General features: G+C 45.8%; 15 protein-coding genes. 9 read left to right on the top strand and 6 right to left on the bottom strand.

All coding sequences use genetic code 11. The features are described 5' to 3' along the window. The first annotated feature begins 161 nt into the window (after nt 1-161). From Q0P34_RS04070 to Q0P34_RS04060, 3 genes are read left to right on the top strand one after another with little or no spacing between them, the layout of a single operon-like run. Entirely contained in the window at nt 162-3,917 is a 3,756-nt protein-coding gene (locus Q0P34_RS04070; RefSeq protein WP_294953259.1) for a phosphoribosylformylglycinamidine synthase, read from the top strand. Nucleotides 3,918-3,931: 14 nt separating this feature from the next. Further along, complete coding sequence (locus Q0P34_RS04065) at nt 3,932-4,228, top strand: metal-sensing transcriptional repressor (RefSeq protein ID WP_294953256.1); 297 nt, start codon at nt 3,932-3,934, stop codon at nt 4,226-4,228. A 9-nt stretch (nt 4,229-4,237) separates the two neighbouring features. Continuing rightward, nucleotides 4,238-4,579, top strand: a complete 342-nt coding sequence (locus Q0P34_RS04060) for a hypothetical protein (protein ID WP_294953253.1) — start codon at nt 4,238-4,240, stop codon at nt 4,577-4,579. 92 nt (nt 4,580-4,671) lie between these two features. On the opposite strand, the gene Q0P34_RS04055 is transcribed toward Q0P34_RS04060, so the two are convergent. Further along, nucleotides 4,672-5,409 carry an ATP-grasp domain-containing protein gene (locus Q0P34_RS04055; protein WP_294953250.1) on the bottom strand — a complete coding sequence of 246 codons (738 nt, stop codon included), beginning with the start codon at nt 5,407-5,409 and terminating at the stop codon, nt 4,672-4,674. Beyond that, nucleotides 5,406-6,218: a RimK family alpha-L-glutamate ligase gene (locus Q0P34_RS04050; protein WP_294953247.1), complete on the bottom strand. Its 813-nt coding sequence runs from the start codon at nt 6,216-6,218 to the stop codon at nt 5,406-5,408. Before Q0P34_RS04050 ends, Q0P34_RS04055 begins: the two co-directional genes overlap by 4 nt. A gap of 116 nt (nt 6,219-6,334) precedes the next feature. Here Q0P34_RS04050 and Q0P34_RS04045 point away from each other — a divergent pair, with 116 nt between their 5' ends. The 6 genes from Q0P34_RS04045 (at nt 6,335) to fba (ending at nt 15,727) form a co-directional block, all read left to right on the top strand. Continuing rightward, the gene (locus tag Q0P34_RS04045; protein WP_294953244.1) at nt 6,335-7,510 is read left to right on the top strand and encodes a phosphoribosylaminoimidazolecarboxamide formyltransferase; all 1,176 of its coding nucleotides are present in this window, start codon (nt 6,335-6,337) and stop codon (nt 7,508-7,510) included. A gap of 34 nt (nt 7,511-7,544) precedes the next feature. Beyond that, nucleotides 7,545-9,140, top strand: a complete 1,596-nt coding sequence (locus Q0P34_RS04040; RefSeq protein WP_294953241.1) for a right-handed parallel beta-helix repeat-containing protein — start codon at nt 7,545-7,547, stop codon at nt 9,138-9,140. Nucleotides 9,141-9,187: 47 nt separating this feature from the next. After that, on the top strand, nt 9,188-10,462 hold the full coding sequence (locus Q0P34_RS04035) for an adenylosuccinate synthase (protein ID WP_294953239.1): 1,275 nt from the start codon (nt 9,188-9,190) through the stop codon (nt 10,460-10,462). Between the two features lie 292 nt (nt 10,463-10,754). After that, a complete protein-coding gene (locus Q0P34_RS04030) occupies nt 10,755-12,335 on the top strand; it encodes a ClC family H(+)/Cl(-) exchange transporter (RefSeq protein WP_294953236.1) in 1,581 nt (526 codons plus the stop codon). 17 nt (nt 12,336-12,352) lie between these two features. Next, the gene (locus Q0P34_RS04025; protein WP_294953234.1) at nt 12,353-14,773 is read left to right on the top strand and encodes a glycoside hydrolase family 3 C-terminal domain-containing protein; all 2,421 of its coding nucleotides are present in this window, start codon (nt 12,353-12,355) and stop codon (nt 14,771-14,773) included. Between the two features lie 90 nt (nt 14,774-14,863). Beyond that, complete coding sequence (fba, locus tag Q0P34_RS04020) at nt 14,864-15,727, top strand: class II fructose-1,6-bisphosphate aldolase (RefSeq protein WP_294953231.1); 864 nt, start codon at nt 14,864-14,866, stop codon at nt 15,725-15,727. Between the two features lie 110 nt (nt 15,728-15,837). Here fba and Q0P34_RS04015 read toward each other — a convergent pair whose 3' ends face one another. The 4 genes from Q0P34_RS04015 to folP all read right to left on the bottom strand — a co-directional run. Next, nucleotides 15,838-16,020 carry a hypothetical protein gene (locus Q0P34_RS04015; RefSeq protein ID WP_294953228.1) on the bottom strand — a complete coding sequence of 61 codons (183 nt, stop codon included), beginning with the start codon at nt 16,018-16,020 and terminating at the stop codon, nt 15,838-15,840. Nucleotides 16,021-16,123: 103 nt separating this feature from the next. Beyond that, nucleotides 16,124-16,615 carry a 2-amino-4-hydroxy-6-hydroxymethyldihydropteridine diphosphokinase gene (folK, locus tag Q0P34_RS04010; RefSeq protein ID WP_294953225.1) on the bottom strand — a complete coding sequence of 164 codons (492 nt, stop codon included), beginning with the start codon at nt 16,613-16,615 and terminating at the stop codon, nt 16,124-16,126. Further along, the gene (gene folB, locus Q0P34_RS04005) at nt 16,615-16,974 is read right to left on the bottom strand and encodes a dihydroneopterin aldolase (RefSeq protein WP_294953223.1); all 360 of its coding nucleotides are present in this window, start codon (nt 16,972-16,974) and stop codon (nt 16,615-16,617) included. The genes folK and folB overlap by 1 nt, the downstream gene beginning before the upstream one ends. A 3-nt stretch (nt 16,975-16,977) precedes the next feature. Beyond that, nucleotides 16,978-17,741 (bottom strand): dihydropteroate synthase (gene folP, locus Q0P34_RS04000; protein ID WP_294953220.1); only part of this gene is annotated, 764 nt, incomplete at its 5' end.

Genomic DNA, 17,741 nt, shown 5'->3' with positions numbered 1-17,741 from the left:
ATACCACAGCTATGTTAAAAAAGAAACAATGTTCACAATAATTTTACCGATAATTATCAATTGGACACAAATTGTATGTATTTGAAATTTTTTCGTTGTAATCCATAATAAAGTATGATAAAATATTATATCATTATTAATGTATACATAGGAGCAAGTTTATGAACAAGGTTTATCGAGTATTCGCAGAAAAGAAAAAAGGTAACGACATTGAGGCTGTTCATATGTTGGAGGACCTCAAAAGCAATGTCGGCATTACCGGCTTGGAGGATGTTCGCATCATCAACCGATATGATGCACAGGGCTTGTCGGAGGAAAGCTTTAATGCGGCTGTTAAAGGTGTTTTTTCCGAGGCAAATCTTGATGATGTGTATTATGACGAGATGAGCTTTGACGATGAATGGAGAGTTTTTGCAACAGAATATCTCCCCGGACAGTACGACCAAAGAGCCGACTCTGCCGCACAGTGTATTCAGCTTCTTACGGTAGGTGAAAGACCTGTTGTTGCATCTGCAAAGGTTATCGCAGTTAAGGGCGACATCACAGACGCAGAGTTTGACAAAATCAAGGCGTATGTTATCAACCCTGTTGAATCAAGGCTTGCATCAATGGACAAGCCCGACACTCTTGACATCAAGAGCGACGTGCCTGCCGACATCGTAAGAATTGAAGACTTTATCAAAAAAAGTGATGACGAAATTGCACAGTACCACGCATCTATGGGCTTTGCCATGAGTGTTGCGGATCTTTGCTGGGTGCGTGATTACTTTAAGAACGACGAAGGCCGTGACCCGTCATTGACAGAGCTTAAGGTTATTGATACATATTGGTCCGACCACTGCCGTCACACCACCTTTGCAACACAGCTTGACGAAATTAAGGTTGACGAGAGCAAATACTCAAAGGCTATCGAGGAGGCTCTTGAGCAATACTTTGAGCTTCGCAGTGAGGTTTACGGCGAGCGCAAGGACAAGATTGTTTGCCTTATGGATATGGCTTGCCTCGGCACAAAGGTGCTTAAAAAGAGAGGAATTGTTACAAATCTTGACGAAAGCGAAGAAATCAACGCTTGCTCCATTAACGTTGATGTTGAGATAGACGGCAAAACAGAGCCGTGGCTTGTTCAGTTCAAAAACGAAACACACAACCACCCAACGGAAATTGAGCCGTTCGGTGGTGCCGCAACCTGCCTCGGCGGTGCTATACGCGACCCGCTTTCAGGCAGAGCATACGTATATCAGGCAATGAGAGTTACCGGCTCGGGCGACCCTACCACACCGTTTGAGGATACTCTTGACGCAAAGCTTCCGCAGGCAAAAATTACCACAGGTGCGGCTGCTGGTTATTCATCATACGGCAACCAAATAGGTCTTGCAACCGGTCAGGTTACAGAGCTTTATGACGACGGCTACGTTGCAAAGAGGATGGAAATCGGTGCTGTTATCGGTGCTTCGCCAAAGGAGAACGTTATCCGCGAGGTGCCACAAAACGAGGACGTAATCATCCTTCTCGGCGGTCGCACAGGCCGTGACGGCTGCGGCGGTGCAACAGGCTCATCAAAGGCACACGACAGTTCATCTATTGAAACCTGCGGTGCAGAGGTACAAAAGGGTAATCCGCCTACAGAAAGAAAAATTCAGCGCCTGTTCCGCAACCCTGAGGTATCAAAAATGATTAAGCGCTGTAACGACTTCGGCGCAGGCGGTGTTTGCGTTGCTATCGGCGAGCTTGCAGACGGCTTAAAGATTGACCTTGACGCAGTGCCTAAGAAATACGACGGTCTTGACGGCACAGAGCTTGCTATTTCCGAATCACAGGAGAGAATGGCTGTTGTTGTTGACAAGGCAAATGTTGAAAGATTCATTGCCCTTTCAAACGAGGAAAACCTCGAGGCAACGGTTGTTGCAAGAGTTACTGATAACAACAGATTGGAAATGACATGGAGAGGCGACAAAATCGTTGACCTCAGCCGTGATTTCCTCAATACAAACGGTGTTGTTCAGCACGCAAAGGCAGAGATTGCCCCTGTTGACGACACGTCATACAGAGAGCAAGTGCCTGCCGAGCTAAAGGGTATGAGCAACGCACAGGCACTAAAGGCAAACCTTTCACGCCTTGAGGTTGCAAGCCAAAAGGGACTTGTTGAAAGATTTGACGCATCAATCGGCGCAAGCACTGTACTTATGCCGTACGCAGGCAGGTATCAGCTTACTCCGGAGGAGGCAATGGTTGCAAAAATTCCTCTGCTTGAGGGCAACACAGACACGGCAACCGTAATGTCCTACGGCTTTATTCCAAAGGTTTCACGTTGGTCACCGTTCCACTCGGCAGCATTTTCCGTTGCAGAATCAATGGCAAAGCTTGCCGCAGTAGGCTGTGACCCGACAGACGCAAGGCTGACATTCCAGGAATATTTTGAAAGACTCGGCAACGACCCTAAGCGTTGGGGCAAGCCGACCGCCGCTTTGCTTGGTGCTCTTTCTGCACAAATAGGCTTCGGTGTTCCGTCAATCGGCGGTAAGGACTCAATGAGCGGCAGCTTTAACGACCTTGATGTTCCGCCTACGCTTGTATCGTTTGCCGTTGGCATTACAAAGGCATCGCAGGTTGTATCTGCACAGTTCAAAAACGCAGGCTCAACGGTTAAGCTTGTTAAGCTTCCTGTTGACGAAAAGACAGGTCTGCCCGCATACAGCGAGGCTCTTGCACTTATGAAGAAAATTGCCGATGCGGTTAAATCGGGCAAGGTTCTTGCTGTCGGTGTTGTTAAGGAGGGCGGTGCTGCTGCTGCCGTTTGCAAAATGGCATTCGGTAACAAAACAGGCTTCACCTTTGCATCAAACCTTTCACAAAAGGATTTGTTTGCTCCGCTTCAGGCAAGCTTTGTAATTGAAACAGACGGCAACGACGACTTTGGCGGTACCGTTTTGGGTACAACAAACGACAATGCCGTATTTATCATTGACGGTACGGTTTACACCTGTGACGAGCTTATTGACGCTTGGACAGGCAAGCTTGAAAGAGTGTTCCCGACAGACTCCGGCAAAAAGGCAAAAATGTATGCAGATGTACCTTTGTACAAGGAGCGCTCTATCTTTGTTGCAAAAAACAAGGTTGCAAGACCAAAGGTATTCATTCCTGCATTCCCGGGTACAAACTGCGAAATTGATACTGCACGTGCATTTGAAAAGGCAGGTGCAGAGCCTTCAATTCTTGTGGTTAACAACCTTTCACCGTCTGCAATTAACGAAACAATTGACAAAATGGTTAAAGAAATTGAATCAAGCCAAATCATTATGCTTCCGGGCGGATTCTCCGGCGGTGACGAGCCTGAAGGCTCAGGCAAGTTTATTGCCACAACATTCCGCAACCCGAAAATCAGCGAGGCTGTACAAAAGCTTCTTAACTGCCGTGACGGCTTGATGCTCGGTATATGCAACGGCTTCCAGGCTCTTATCAAGCTTGGCCTTGTACCGTACGGCGAGATTAAGGACATCAACGAAAACGATCCAACACTTACCTTCAACACAATCGGCAGACACATTTCGTCAATGGCGTACACAAGGGTTACAAGCGTTAAATCGCCTTGGTTCTCAAGTGTAAACGCAGGCGACGTGTTCGCTGTGCCTATCAGCCACGGTGAAGGCAGATTTGTTGCAAACGAGGATGTTATGAAAAAGCTTATCGCAAACGGTCAGGTTGCAACACAGTATGTTAACCTTGACGGCGAGGTTTGTGACGATATGCCGTTTAACCCTAACGGCTCTGTATGTGCAGTTGAGGGTATCACATCACCTGACGGCAGAGTTCTCGGCAAGATGGGACACTGCGAGCGTAAGGGTGACGAGCTATACAAGAACGTACCGTTTGAAAAGGATATGAAGATATTTGAAAGCGGTGTAAGCTACTTTAAGTAATCGGCAGGTGGAATATGAGCAATACCGAACATACACACCGCCATCATCATTCCGACGAGCACAGGCGCGAGGTTTCAAACCGTCTTGCCCGTGCTATCGGGCATTTGCAAAAGGTTAAGCAAATGGTGGAAAACGACGAGGACTGCAGCGATGTTTTGGTGCAGCTTGCGGCCGTTAAATCCGCCATAAACAACACGGGCAAGGTAATACTCAAGGACCATATGGAGCATTGCATTGTTCACGCAGTTGAGGACGGCGACACACAGATGATTGACGAGCTGAACACAGCTATCGACAAGTTTATGAAATAAGGAGAAATTATGCCTACATTAGCCTTGAGCCCTATGCTGTTATTAGGGATAGTAATCGCATTTTCGTTTGTAATCACATCAATATTTATGTTCAAGCCAAAGGGCAACGAAACCGTGCATATAATCTTCTTTTGGCTTGCCGTTGCACTAAATGTACTTGTAACATTTATCAGCGCAACATCACTGCCCGACGGTTATATGCGAGAGGCAATTATCGCCTGGTGCGGTTTGATTGTTTCTGCCGTGGGTATAGTGATAAGAATCGGCAAGGGCAAAACAAGCATAATTGCCAACATATTTGTAATGATGTCCACGGTGTACGGAGTATTGGGCTACTTCCTGCTTGGATAAAACAATAAAGCAAAATACGGATTAAACCCTTGAGTTTAATCCGTATTTTTTTATCCCCTCAGTCGTCATAAATGACGACAGCTCCCCTTACATTAAGGGGAGCCGATTGTGGCTTTTATATATTGTATATACATTTCAATTATATCTGTATCCGTGAGGTCATAAATCATTCTGGCGCCTACGGCGTCCTCCAGCTCGTTGAAAATTGCCCTGCCGTTATCAAAAACAAAGTCCACACCGTAATAATCGGCACCGAGGGGCGTTACCAAATCGATTATTTTCTGCACCCTGCCCTGCTCCTCGGCAGACAGGCTGTACATCTGTGCACTGCCCCCGAGGCAGTAATTGGAGCGAAAATCCGTTGTTGATACACGCAAAATCGACGCAACGATTTTTCCGCCGAGCACCCAAACCCTGACATCCCTGCCCAAATCCGAGGCAGGCTTCTGGCAGACAAAGCCTTCGTCATATTCGGCAGAATCACTGCACATCACAACCCCATTGCCTCCGTGAGAATCGCGAGGCTTTTTTACAAAGGGCGGTGTGCTGTATCGGGTGGGCATAATCTCCACGCCGTGCTCCTGCATAAAATCGTAGCAAAGCTGTTTGTCGTTAGCCAAACGAGTAAATTCGGCACCGTTGAACACTCTTGCGCCCTTGCTTTCGTAATAATTCGCAATGGCATAATTGTTGCTTCTGTTGATTACAACATCGGCATCTCCTCTGTAATCGGGTGCAACAAGCACGGCACCGAGTTCGTTTTCAAATCGGCTGACTACATAGGAATTACGCCTTGCCTCATCGGGCGAATAAACCAAAATTATTTTCATATTCTTCCCAATATTTCCTCAAAAATCAGCGGTGCAACATCCACACCTGTTGTTTGCATAATGTTGATAATATGTGCGTTTGAATTAACCTCGCACACCGTATTGCCCTGCATAATATCAACTCCGCCAAAGGTTAAGCCGAGAGCCTTGCAGGCATCAACGGCAAGCCCTGCCTCCTGCTCGGTAGGGGTATATGCCTCGGCAACACCGCCGTTTGTTATGTTTGAGCGAAAATCATTTTTATTGCTTCTGCGCATAGCTGTAACAACCCTGCCCCCGACAACCTCAAGCCTTACATCCGTGCCGCCGCACTCGATGTATTCCTGAAGCAAAAACGGCTTTGAGCTAACGTGAGAGAGTACATCCTCAACGCTGTTGCACAAAAACACCTGTTCACCGAACGAGCCGAAGCATTCCTTAAAAACAACAGGCAAGCCCAGCACGCCTACTGCCCTTTGCACAAATTCGGTATAATCCGCATCAAAAAACGATAGAGGTGCAAACACGGTTTTAGGCTGACGCACAATGCCGTCAAGTGCAACAAACGTTTTTGCCTTATTGTCGCAAAGCTCTATTGCCCTTGCACTGTTGAAAACGGGAATTCCCTTTTTTTCAAGTGCTTCGGCAAGCAAAATATCCTTGTCCCAAAACAGCACAAAATCGGGGTTTTCGTCAACAAATACAGCGTCCTGATTTGTCACAAGACGCAAATCAATGCCCATATTTTTTGCACAGCAAAGCAGATGACCGTGCAGGTCGTCATATTTTTTTCCGTGTAAATAGTGATTAACTACCAAAAAGCCGTACATTACCCCGCCCCTTTTTACAAATTACCTTAAATATTGTACCAAACTCACTTGCAAACTGCAACAAAATATTGTACAATGTAGAATGTAATATAATGAGTATATATAGGAGCTTGAATATGACAGAGTACAAATTGAAATACGGATGCAACCCAAATCAAAATCCGGCAAGGATTCATATGGACGGCAAGGAGCTTCCGTTTACCGTGCTTAACGGTGCGGCAGGCTACATCAATCTTCTTGACGCGTTTAATTCCTGGCAGCTTGTTAAGGAGCTTAAGGAGGCAACAGGTCTTGCAAGTGCGGCAAGCTTTAAGCACGTTTCTCCCGCCGGCGCGGCAGTTGCACAACCGCTTGACGAAACCGACAGAAAGGTTTGTATGGTGCCTGAGGGACTTGAGCTTTCTCCTATCGCACAGGCTTACGTCAGAGCAAGAAGCTGTGACAGACAGTCATCATTCGGCGATTTTGTTGCCCTTTCGGACGAATGTGATGAATCGGTTGCACAGTTCCTTATGAAAGAGGTTTCCGACGGCATTATCGCTCCGTCATACAGCGAAAAGGCACTTGAGCTTCTTAAATCCAAAAGACGAGGCAACTTCCTCATCATTCAAATTGATAAGGATTACACTCCGGAGCCTATGGAAACAAAGCAGGTTTTCGGCATCAAATTTGAGCAAAAGCGCAACGATGCAAAAATCACCATGGACCTCTTTAACGATATGCCTACAAAGGTTAAGGACATTCCCGAGATTGCAAAAATCGACCTGTTGATTTCTATGATTACACTTAAGTATACACAGTCAAATTCGGTTGTATACGCAAAGGGAGGACAAACCCTCGGTGTAGGCGCAGGCCAGCAAAGCAGAATTCTCTGCACAAGAATGGCAGGCTCAAAGGCGGATATGCTGTGGCTTAGAAGAAACGAAAGGGTGCTCAATCTTCCGTTTATCGACGGCATAAGAAAGTGTGATGCCGACAATGCCATTGACCTTTATATTTCGGACGATTACGAGGAATTGCTAAAGGACGGCGTATGGCAAAGATACTTTACCGAAAAACCACAGCCGTTTACCGCAGAGGAGAAGGCTGCTTGGCACGAAAAAATGGACAATGTGGCTCTCGGCTCCGACGCATTCTTCCCGTTTGAAGACAACATAGAAAGAGCGGTTAAATCCGGTGTTAAGTACATTGCACAGCCCGGCGGCTCGGTAAGAGACGAAAATGTTATCGAGTGCTGCGACAGCCACGGTATTGCAATGGCAATGACAGGCATAAGGCTTTTCCACCATTAATATCAACTATCAACCATCAAAGGAGTTGTGAAATATGAAAAAGAAAATGTTATCACTTGCTATGGCAATGCTGATGATAGCCGGTGTGGCTGCTTCGGCTCCTGTCAGTGTGCAGGCTGCCGAACGACAGATAGTTAGAATTAATGTTTCGGGCGACGTTACACAATCAATAAGGAAAGCTCTTGCAGATTACGAAACCGTTGCCACTCCCGAAAACCAGTACGAGTTTGTTGTGCCTGCAGGCACATACACCCTTACGAATAACATCACCATTTATTCAAACGAGCACTTAAATCTTAACGGTGTTACCTTTATCAAGGGAGATTACGCAGGCTCTATGCTCAGAGTGGGCAGAAATACAGACCCCGCAAAAGGCTATGGCTATTATCAAAACATATCTGTTACCGGCGGTACATTTGATGCAAACGCAACAACCGTATCAAAAAAGGGCGGTATTGCAAACTTTGACCACACAACCAACCTTGTGTTTAACAACGTAACCTTTAAGAACTGCCGCGACAGCCACCACCTTACCGTTGCAGGCTGCAAAAACGTTACCGTAAATAACTGCACATTTTCAGGTTTTTACAGAACGGAAAACAAAAACGTTAACATGGAGGCTATCCAATTTGACGTTTTGGTTAAAAATCACTACACCGGCAGAGCATACGATGTAAGCTACGACGGACTCGGTGTTGAAAACGTTACCGTTAGAAACTGCAAATTCAGCAACGTTAACCGTGGTGTTGGCGCACACAGTGTGCAAACAGGCACATATATGCGCAATGTAAAAATCCTCAACAACACCTTTACGGGCATAGGCGGATACGCAATCACCTGTGCAAACTTCATCGGGGCTACAATCAGCAACAACGTGATAAGCAACAGCGGTGCGGGCATTTTGTTCAGGACGGTTAACCAAGGCTTTGCAAACACATATTACAAGGCAAAACAAACCGTTAAGGACACGGGCTCAACCATCAGCAACAACACAATCTCGCTGAACAAACCGAGCGACAATCAGTTTAAGGTTGTGCCATACGGCATAAAGGCATACGGCATAAAGACCGGCTCATCAAACAAAGGCATCCCTGCCGGAGATTATCAGGTGTACAACCTAAAGATTACAGGCAACAAAATCACAATGAACAGCTACGGCTACGGCATTTGGCTGACAGGTGCGTGCAAATCTCAAATTACAAGCAACACGGTATCCGTTAAAAAGGGCGGAACATCGTCTAATCAAAGCCAGGGTGTTAAGCTTGAAAGCTGCAACACGGCAAGCATAAAAAGCAACAAGCTTTACGGCAACTCGGTTAAATATTCGGGTAACGGACTGTACCTTGTAAAATCAAAGAGCATTACCGCTTCATCAAACAAGATTTCAAAGTTCAGCAAAAACGGAATTTGTGTTGATACAAAATCAAGTGCAACGCTGAAATCCAACACCGTTTCAAGCTGTAAGGAAAACGGAATTGTTGTTCGCAATTCTTCATCTGCCAAGATTTCCGGCGGAAAAATCAGCTCGAACAAGAAAAAGGGTATCTATGTTCACAAAACAGCCAAAAAGGTAACAATCAAAAGCGTAAAATGCAAAGGAAACAAGGGCGGCAACATCAAAAAGAAGTAAACCGTCAATCAAATAAATATAACACAGTCTAAAGGAGATTTTCTGTTATGGTAAGAGCAATAGTAGGCGCCAATTGGGGCGACGAGGGCAAGGGAAAAATCACTGATATGTTCGCTGAAAAAAGCGACATTGTCATCCGCTTTCAAGGTGGCGCAAACGCAGGCCACACCATCATAAACGAGCATGGCAGATTTGCACTTCACCTTATGCCGTCAGGTGTGTGCTACGACCACACAACCTGTATCATCGGCAACGGTGTTGCACTTGACATCAACAAATTCATCAACGAGCTTGAGGATGTTAAAAAGGCAGGACTTAATCCAAAGCTTCTCGTAAGCGACAGAGCGCAAATCCTTATGCCGTATCATATTTTGCTTGATACTTATGAGGAGGAAAGGCTCGGCAAAAACGCATTTGGCTCAACAAAAAGCGGTATTGCTCCTTTCTTCTCCGACAAGTATTCAAAAATCGGTATTCAGGTTAACGAGCTGTTTGATGACGAAACATTAAAGGCAAAGCTTAAAAACATCTGCACTCTTAAGAACCTTACTCTTGAGCACGTATACCACAAGCCTCTGCTCAACGAGGACGACCTTTACGCAACCTGCGTTGAGTACAGAGAAAAGATTGCACCTTATGTTTGCGACACCCACAAGTACATTGCAGACGCCATAAAGGACGGCAAAAACATTTTGCTTGAAGGTCAGCTCGGTACACTTAAGGACCCTGACTTCGGTATTTATCCAATGGTTACATCATCATCAACTCTTGCAGGCTACGGCTGTGTAGGAGCAGGCATTCCTCCGCATATGGTAGAGGACATCGTTGTTGTAACAAAGGCTTATTCATCGGCAGTAGGTGCAGGCGAATTTGTATCCGAAATCTTCGGCGACGAGGCTCAGGACCTGCGTATTCACGGCGGCGACAAGGGCGAATTCGGCGCAACAACAGGCAGACCGAGAAGGGTCGGCTGGTTTGACTGCGTGGCATCTCGCTACGGCATTGAATGTCAGGGTGCAACACAGGTTGTTATGACTGCGCTCGACTGCCTTTCATATCTTGAGGAAATTAAGGTTTGCGTTGGCTATGAAATCGACGGTGAAATCACGAAGGACTTCCCTACAACCTCACTTCTCAAAAAAGCAAAGCCTGTACTCAAAACCCTCAAGGGCTGGCATTGCGACATCAGAGGCATTAAGGAATTTGACAAGCTTCCAAAGGAGGCACAGGATTATGTTAAGTTCATTGAAAACGAGCTCGGCCACAGAATAAATATGGTATCAAACGGCCCTGAAAGAGAAGCAATCATTTTCAGAGATTAATATAAATCACGCTGGCAGACTGTTGAGAAATGGAACTGAATTTTGCATTTTGCAAGGGAAGATGTACGAGGGTACCTCGACCGAGCAAAAGGCGAAAAACGCCAAAAGCAGATTGAACTCGATGTTCAATCTGTTTTTTATCCCCTCAGTCCCCTGCGGTGACAGCTCCCCTTTATTGCATAAAAGGGGCGCCAAATATATTTTCTTTTGGCGTGGTTCAGACCATTTATCGACAGCCTGATTTGGTAATAATTGTCTTGAAAAATTATGTGACTGTATATATAATATAGGTATGGAAGAACCAAAGAAAATAAACACAATCAGAAAAATTCAATCAAAAAGAAGCGAGGCGTTTTTTCTTGTAATAAGAGGTCTGGAGGTTGGAGTTGCCGCCGGACTTATCGCCGTGCTGTACCGATATATGCTGTCATTTGCGGAGGACGGACTCAACAAGGTTTTAACAGGCATCAGCGGTAATTGGTGGAAAATTGCTCTTTGGCTTGCGGCGCTTGCTGTAATCGGTCTGTTTGTGTCCTACATTGTCAAGTGGGAGCCGGACTGTGCGGGCTCGGGTATTCCGCAGGTTACGGGCGAAATTAAAGGACGCAAGGCTCCGATATGGTGGAGGGTTATCCTTGCCAAGCTTATCGGCGGAACGGCATCGGTTTTTGCAGGCTTGTCGCTCGGCAGAGAGGGTCCGAGCGTTCAGCTCGGCGGTATGGCGGCAAAGGGTGTTGCAAAAATCACCAAGGCGGACAAAACCACCGAGCTTCGTATGATTTCCTGCGGTGCAGGCGCGGGTATGGCGGCGGCATTCAACGCACCGCTTGCAGGCATTATGTTTGTGCTTGAGGAAATTCATCATTCGTTTGACAAAAACATTCTGTGTATGGGCATTGTTGCAACCGTTGTTGCCGACTATGTTTCCAAGCTGTTTTTCGGCCAAAGCACAATATTCAATTACGACACGGTTAACTTTCCGCTTCAATATTATTGGATACTTGTTTTGCTCGGTATCATTATCGGTCTGTCGGGCGTGGGCTACACAAAAATTATGCTCAAAACGCTTGACAGCTTCAAAAAACTGAAAAATATTCCGAACAGGCTCGTTCTTCCCGCCGTGTTTGTGTTCAGCGGAATTGTAGGCTTGCTTGTTCCGCAGGTGCTTTGCGGCGGTCATTCCATGGTAGAATACCTTATGAACGAAAAGCCTGCTCTTCCCGTAATGTTCGGTCTGCTCGTTGCAAAGTTCTTGTTCGGTGCAATTTGCTTTGCCTGCGGTGCGCCGGGCGGTACGCTGTATCCTCTTTGCATTTTGGGTACATATTTGGGTGCATCATTAGGCACGGTTGTTCTGCATTTTACAGGCTTACCCTACGGCTTGTGGGAGGAATTTGCAGTTATCGGTATGGCAGGATTTTTCTCTGCCACAATCAAAAGCCCTATCACCGGCGTTGTGCTGGTCTTTGAGCTTACAGGCAATATGAACAACTTTTTGCCTCTTGTTACGGTTGCGCTTACAAGCTATGCCGTGTCAAACCTTCTCGGCAGTGAGCCGATATACGAAGCCTTGCTTGCAAGAATTTCTACCGACACGGACGGATACACCGCACCGAGAATGGAAAAAATTATCAAATCATTTGTAATACCTACCGGCAGCGACCTTGCAAACAAAAAAATCAAGGATGTTGATTGGGGCAGGCACGCACTGATTATCACCGTAGAGCGAGGCGAGGACAGCATTACTCCAAACGGAGATGTTGAACTCAAGGTGGGTGACGAGATAGTATTTTTTGTATCGCAAAGACGGCTTGCAAAAACAAGCGAGCATCTTGAGGAATTGTTCAAAGAGCAATACAAGCCAACAACATAATTTTCGGGAGAAGCAATATGACAATCAAAGAAAAAATCAATGACAAAATAGGTAATATTGTATCGCGCTTTAATTCTCTGTCACAGGAGGAGAACAGCAAATTACAAACAGAAACCGTAATATCGGACGGTATGCCGGAGCTTGCAAGGCAGGCGGCTGCCGAGGGTGCTGTATTGCTTGAAAACAAGGGCTTGCTTCCTCTTGCCGCGGGCACAACCGTGTCGCTGTTCGGCAGAACATACAAGGATTACTTTTTTGTAGGCTACGGCAGCGGCGGTGATGTTATCAGGCCGTACAACATAGACATTGCCGAGGGTATAGAAAACTGCGACAGGCTAAAGCTCAACACCACCCTGCACAGCATTTACCTTGAGTGGATAGAGAAAAATCCTGTATCGCACGGATATTGGGCACACTGGCCCCTGCGTTATTGGGAAATGCCCCTGACCGACGAAATCGTGGCACAGGCAAAGGCAGACAGCGACGTGGCTGTTGTAACAATCGGCAGGTCATCGGGCGAGGACAGAGATTGTGATTTGGACAACGGAAGCTACTTCCTGCACGATGAGGAAATTGAAATGCTCGACACCGTAACGGCTCACTTTGACAAGGTTGTTGTTTTGCTGAACGTCGGCAACATCATTGATATGAGCTGGGTAAAGCATTACGGAGATAAAATCGGTGCCGTTATGTATGTTTGGCAGGGAGGTATGGAAAGCGGAAATGCCGTTGCAGACCTCCTTTGCGGTAAGGTAAACCCAAGCGGCAGACTGACCGACACAATAGCAAGAAACTATTACGATTATCCGTCATCAGCAAGCTTCGGCAACAAAAAGGCAAACGAATACACAGAGGATATTTTTGTAGGCTACCGTTACTTTGAAAGCTTTGCACAGGACAAGGTGCTTTATCCGTTTGGATACGGCTTGAGCTACACAAGCTTTGAAATTAAGTGTAACGATGTAAAAGCAAATGACAACGGCTTTGAGTTTAATTTTACCGTTACCAACACAGGCGACGTCGCAGGCAAAGAAACCGTACAGCTTTATCTCGGCAAGCCCTGCGGAAGGCTGGGCAATCCAAGCAGAGCCTTGGCGGCATTTGAAAAGACAGAGCTTCTTGAGCCGAAGCAGAGCCAAAGCATTACGCTTTTTGTTGATATGTATCAGCTGACATCGTTTGACGACTGCGGCTCAACAAACAACGCGTCGTCATATGTTATCGAAAAAGGCGAATACAGCTTTTATGCCGGCAATAATGTGCGTCAGGCAGAAAAGGTGTTTACATATTTTCAGGAGGGCACAGAACTTTGGCAACAGCTAAAGCAGGTTTGCTCACCTAAAAATGACTTTATCGTTTGGAGAGCAGAGGAAAAATCGGGAAAGATATATCTCGGCTCAAAGCATGTTGCCAAGGAAAAATACGACCTTGCAACAAGAATACTCAACAACCTGCCCGCAGCCATTGAGCAAACAGGTGACAAGGGTATAAAGCTTGCAGACGTTAAAAACGGCAAGGCAACCCTTGACGAATTTGTGGCACAGCTTGACAACACCGAGCTTGAGGCAATCACAAGGGGCGACTACAAAATGGACAGTCCTTTGGGCCCGAAAGGTAACGCAGGTGCTTACGGCGGTGTGCTTGAAAGCCTGCGCAACAAAGGTATTCGTCCTATAATCACAACCGACGGGCCGTCGGGAATCAGGCTTATTTCCTGCTGCTCGCTTTTGCCGATTGGCACACTTTTGGCTTGCTCGTTCAACACAAGGCTTGTTGAACAGCTTTATACAATAGTCGCCAAGGAAATGAAAGAAAAAGGCACCGATGTATTGCTTGCACCGGGTATGAACATTCACCGCAATCCTCTGTGCGGCAGAAACTTTGAATATTTTTCAGAGGATCCGTATGTCAGCGGTAAAATGGGTGCCGCCTGTGTAAAGGGTATTCAGTCGCAGGGAGGCTCTGCGTGTCCAAAGCATTTTGCGTGCAACAATCAGGAGCTTTGCCGCAACACAAACGATTCGCAGATAAGCGAAAGAGCATTAAGAGAAATTTACCTAAAGGCATTTGAAATCTGCATAAAGGACAGTCAGCCCAAAAACATTATGACATCGTACAACAAAATTAACAATGTATGGTGCCATTACAACTACGACACCTGCGTAACCGTACTGCGAAACGAGTGGGGCTACGAGGGCAACGTAATGACTGACTGGTGGATGAAGCCGTCAAAGAGCATTGAGTTCCCGAATTTGCGTGACCAGGCTTACCGCATAAGGTCGGGCGTAAATCTGCTTATGCCGGGCGGAGACCGTGTTACAAACGGCAAGCCTGACGGAACATTGCTTGCAACACTCGGCAAGCCCGACGGCATAACCCTCGGCGAAATCCAACAGAGTGCAAAATATATTCTCAAATCCGTAATGGATATTGAATAATTTTAGTTGATATTTAGGTATAATTGTATTATACTATATTGTAACGAGCACAAAAGCTCAAAAATAACAAATATATAGGAGAGTAAAATTATGTTAGTTTCCGCAACAGAAATGCTTAAAAAAGCAAAGGAAGGTCACTACGCAGTAGGACAATTCAATATCAATAACCTTGAGTGGACAAAGTCTATTCTTCTTACAGCTCAAGAGCTTAACAGTCCTGTTATTTTGGGTGTATCAGAGGGTGCAGGCAAATATATGACAGGCTTCAAAACAGTTGCACAAATGGTAAAGGCAATGGACGAGGAGCTTGGCATTACCGTTCCTGTTGCTCTTCACCTTGACCACGGCACATACGAGGGCTGCTACAAGTGCATCAAGGCAGGCTTTACATCAATTATGTTTGACGGCTCTCATTATCCTATTGAAGAGAACGTTGCAAAGACAACAGAGCTTGTAAACGTTGCTCACGCACTCGGCCTTTCAATCGAGGCAGAGGTTGGCTCAATCGGCGGCGAGGAAGACGGCGTTATAGGTGCAGGCGAATGTGCAGACCCTAACGAGTGCAAGATGATTGCAGACCTTGGTGTTGATATGCTTGCCGCAGGTATCGGCAACATCCACGGCAAATATCCTGCAAACTGGGCAGGCCTTTCATTTGAAACACTTGACGCTGTTCAGCAAAAGACAGGCGCTATGCCGCTTGTTCTTCACGGCGGTACAGGTATCCCTGAGGATATGATCAAAAAAGCAATCGACCTCGGCGTATCAAAGATTAACGTAAACACAGAATGTCAGCTTGCTTTCCAGGAGGCAACACGTAAGTACATCGAGGCAGGCAAGGACCTTGAGGGCAAGGGCTTTGACCCACGTAAGCTTCTTGCAGACGGTGCAAAGGCAATTTGCGACACCGTTAAGGAAAAGATGGAGCTTTTCGGTTCTGTAAACAAGGCTTAATAGCATAAATATTAAAAACGCAAAAGCGGGTTGAACATCGGGTTCAATCCGCTTTGTTTGTTGTTTATCCCCTCTGTCACCTGCAACAAGGAGAGCCGAAATTTAGGGATTTACATAAACGTTGCGACTGCATCAACTATATCGGACATTTTGTTGACCGTTTTCTTTATAAATTTTTTGGTTGATGCCGAGCCTGACGATGCGGTGCATCCGCCTGCTATTGCCATTGCAGAGCAAAGTGCAAGTGTTGCGCCGACACATTTCATAACTATCTTTGCAGATTTTGAACTCATAAAAAATACCTCCGTAATATCACAAATCATGCTTTTCAGCAATATTATTGTTTGAAAAACAGGTGATAATAACGCAGGTAATTTTTTATTTTTATGAAATTTTTTATTTAATGTTTATTGATGTATGTGCAATTCGCACTGCCTGACCTTCAATATCATTAATGTAATCGGCAAATTTTATTCCGTAAAATTCTCCGCTCGGCAACAGCTCAAGCAAGGGCTCAAGAACAAATCTGCGCTCGCTGTACCGCGGATGAGGACAGATGAGGTTTAGCGAATTAATAGTCAAATCCTCTGCAAAAATCAGGTCTATATCCAAAATCCTCGGTCCGTTTTTAATGCCTCTTTCACGGCCGAAGCCTGCTTCGATACCAAGGCAGACGCCAAGCATTTCGTTTGGCTCAAGCCTGCTTGAAACATAGGCAACGCAGTTGTAAAAATCATCCTGCTTTGCGTATCCGACAGGCTCTGTTTCGTATACGGACGACATTTTCTTCACATCCGTATACGGAATGGAATTTATTGCCTCAATCGCTTTTTCGATATTATTTTTTCTGTCGCCGATATTAGTGCCAAGTGATAGTATGTAATCCATTATCTTTCCCTCGATATAGTAACTGCAACGTAATCAAAATCTGCCTTTATGGGTGCCTCGGGCTTTTTGAGGGTAATATCCACCTTAAAAATATCAGGGAACTCCTCAAGCACGGCATCGGCAACAACCTGTGCGGCCTTTTCTATCAAATCATATTTATTTTCGCAAAATGCATTGCGTATTGCCTTTACAACCCTTGCATAGCTTACGGTATCGTCAATACTATCCATTTGGCATGCCCTTGCTATGTTTACATAATAATCCATATCTATAACAAAGGTTTGACCGTTTTCCTTTTCCTCGGGGTTAACACCGTGGTATGCAAAAAGCCTTAATCCTTTAATTGAAATTTTATCCATAATCTATTCCCTTGCGTTTTTTACGGCATATGCAAAATATACACCCTGCTTTTCTGCTTTTACGTTGTGCATACGAATTATATCGGCTCCGCCCAAAACAGCCACCGTATCGGCTGATACATTGCCGTAATCTCTGTTTTTCGGCTCGCTTTCACCGCCGTATTCGCCTATAACGCGTTTTCTGCTTGTTCCGAGTAATAACGGATAACCCTGCAGCTTATAATCGCCTACGGACGAAATAAGCGACAAATCCTGCTTTCTGTCCTTGCCGAAGCCTATTCCCATATCAAAGCAAAGCTGTGATTTATCTATCCCAAGCTCCTCGCACCTTTTTGCAGACGATATGAAGAAATCTCGCACCTCATTTACACCGCCTGTGCCATTGTGCATTATTATCCAGCCGGCACCGTTATCCCTGACAACATTTGCCATTTTTTCACTGACAACACCGCTTACATCGTTGATGATGTTTGCGCCCCATTCGATAGTATTAAGTGCTACAACGGGATAAAACGTGTCGATGCTGATGGGAACATCAGTCAACGCTCTAACCCTTGAAATAACAGGCTCAAGCCTATCCATTTCCTCGATAGGCGAAATCTGTGTGTAGCCCGGTCGAGTGCTTTGCGCACCAAAGTCAAGAATATCCGCCCCGTCGCTTACAAGCTGTAACGCATAATCAACCGCATCTTGCGGATCAAAATGCTCGCCTCCGTCCGAAAAGCTGTCGGGTGTTACGTTTACTATTCCCATAATAAGCGGTTTTT

Source organism: uncultured Eubacterium sp., assembly GCF_945980375.1.
Taxonomy (GTDB): Bacteria; Bacillota; Clostridia; order Oscillospirales; family Acutalibacteraceae; genus Eubacterium_R.
Note: the sequence above shows the minus strand (reverse complement) of the source record. Positions and strands in the feature narration are given on the sequence as shown.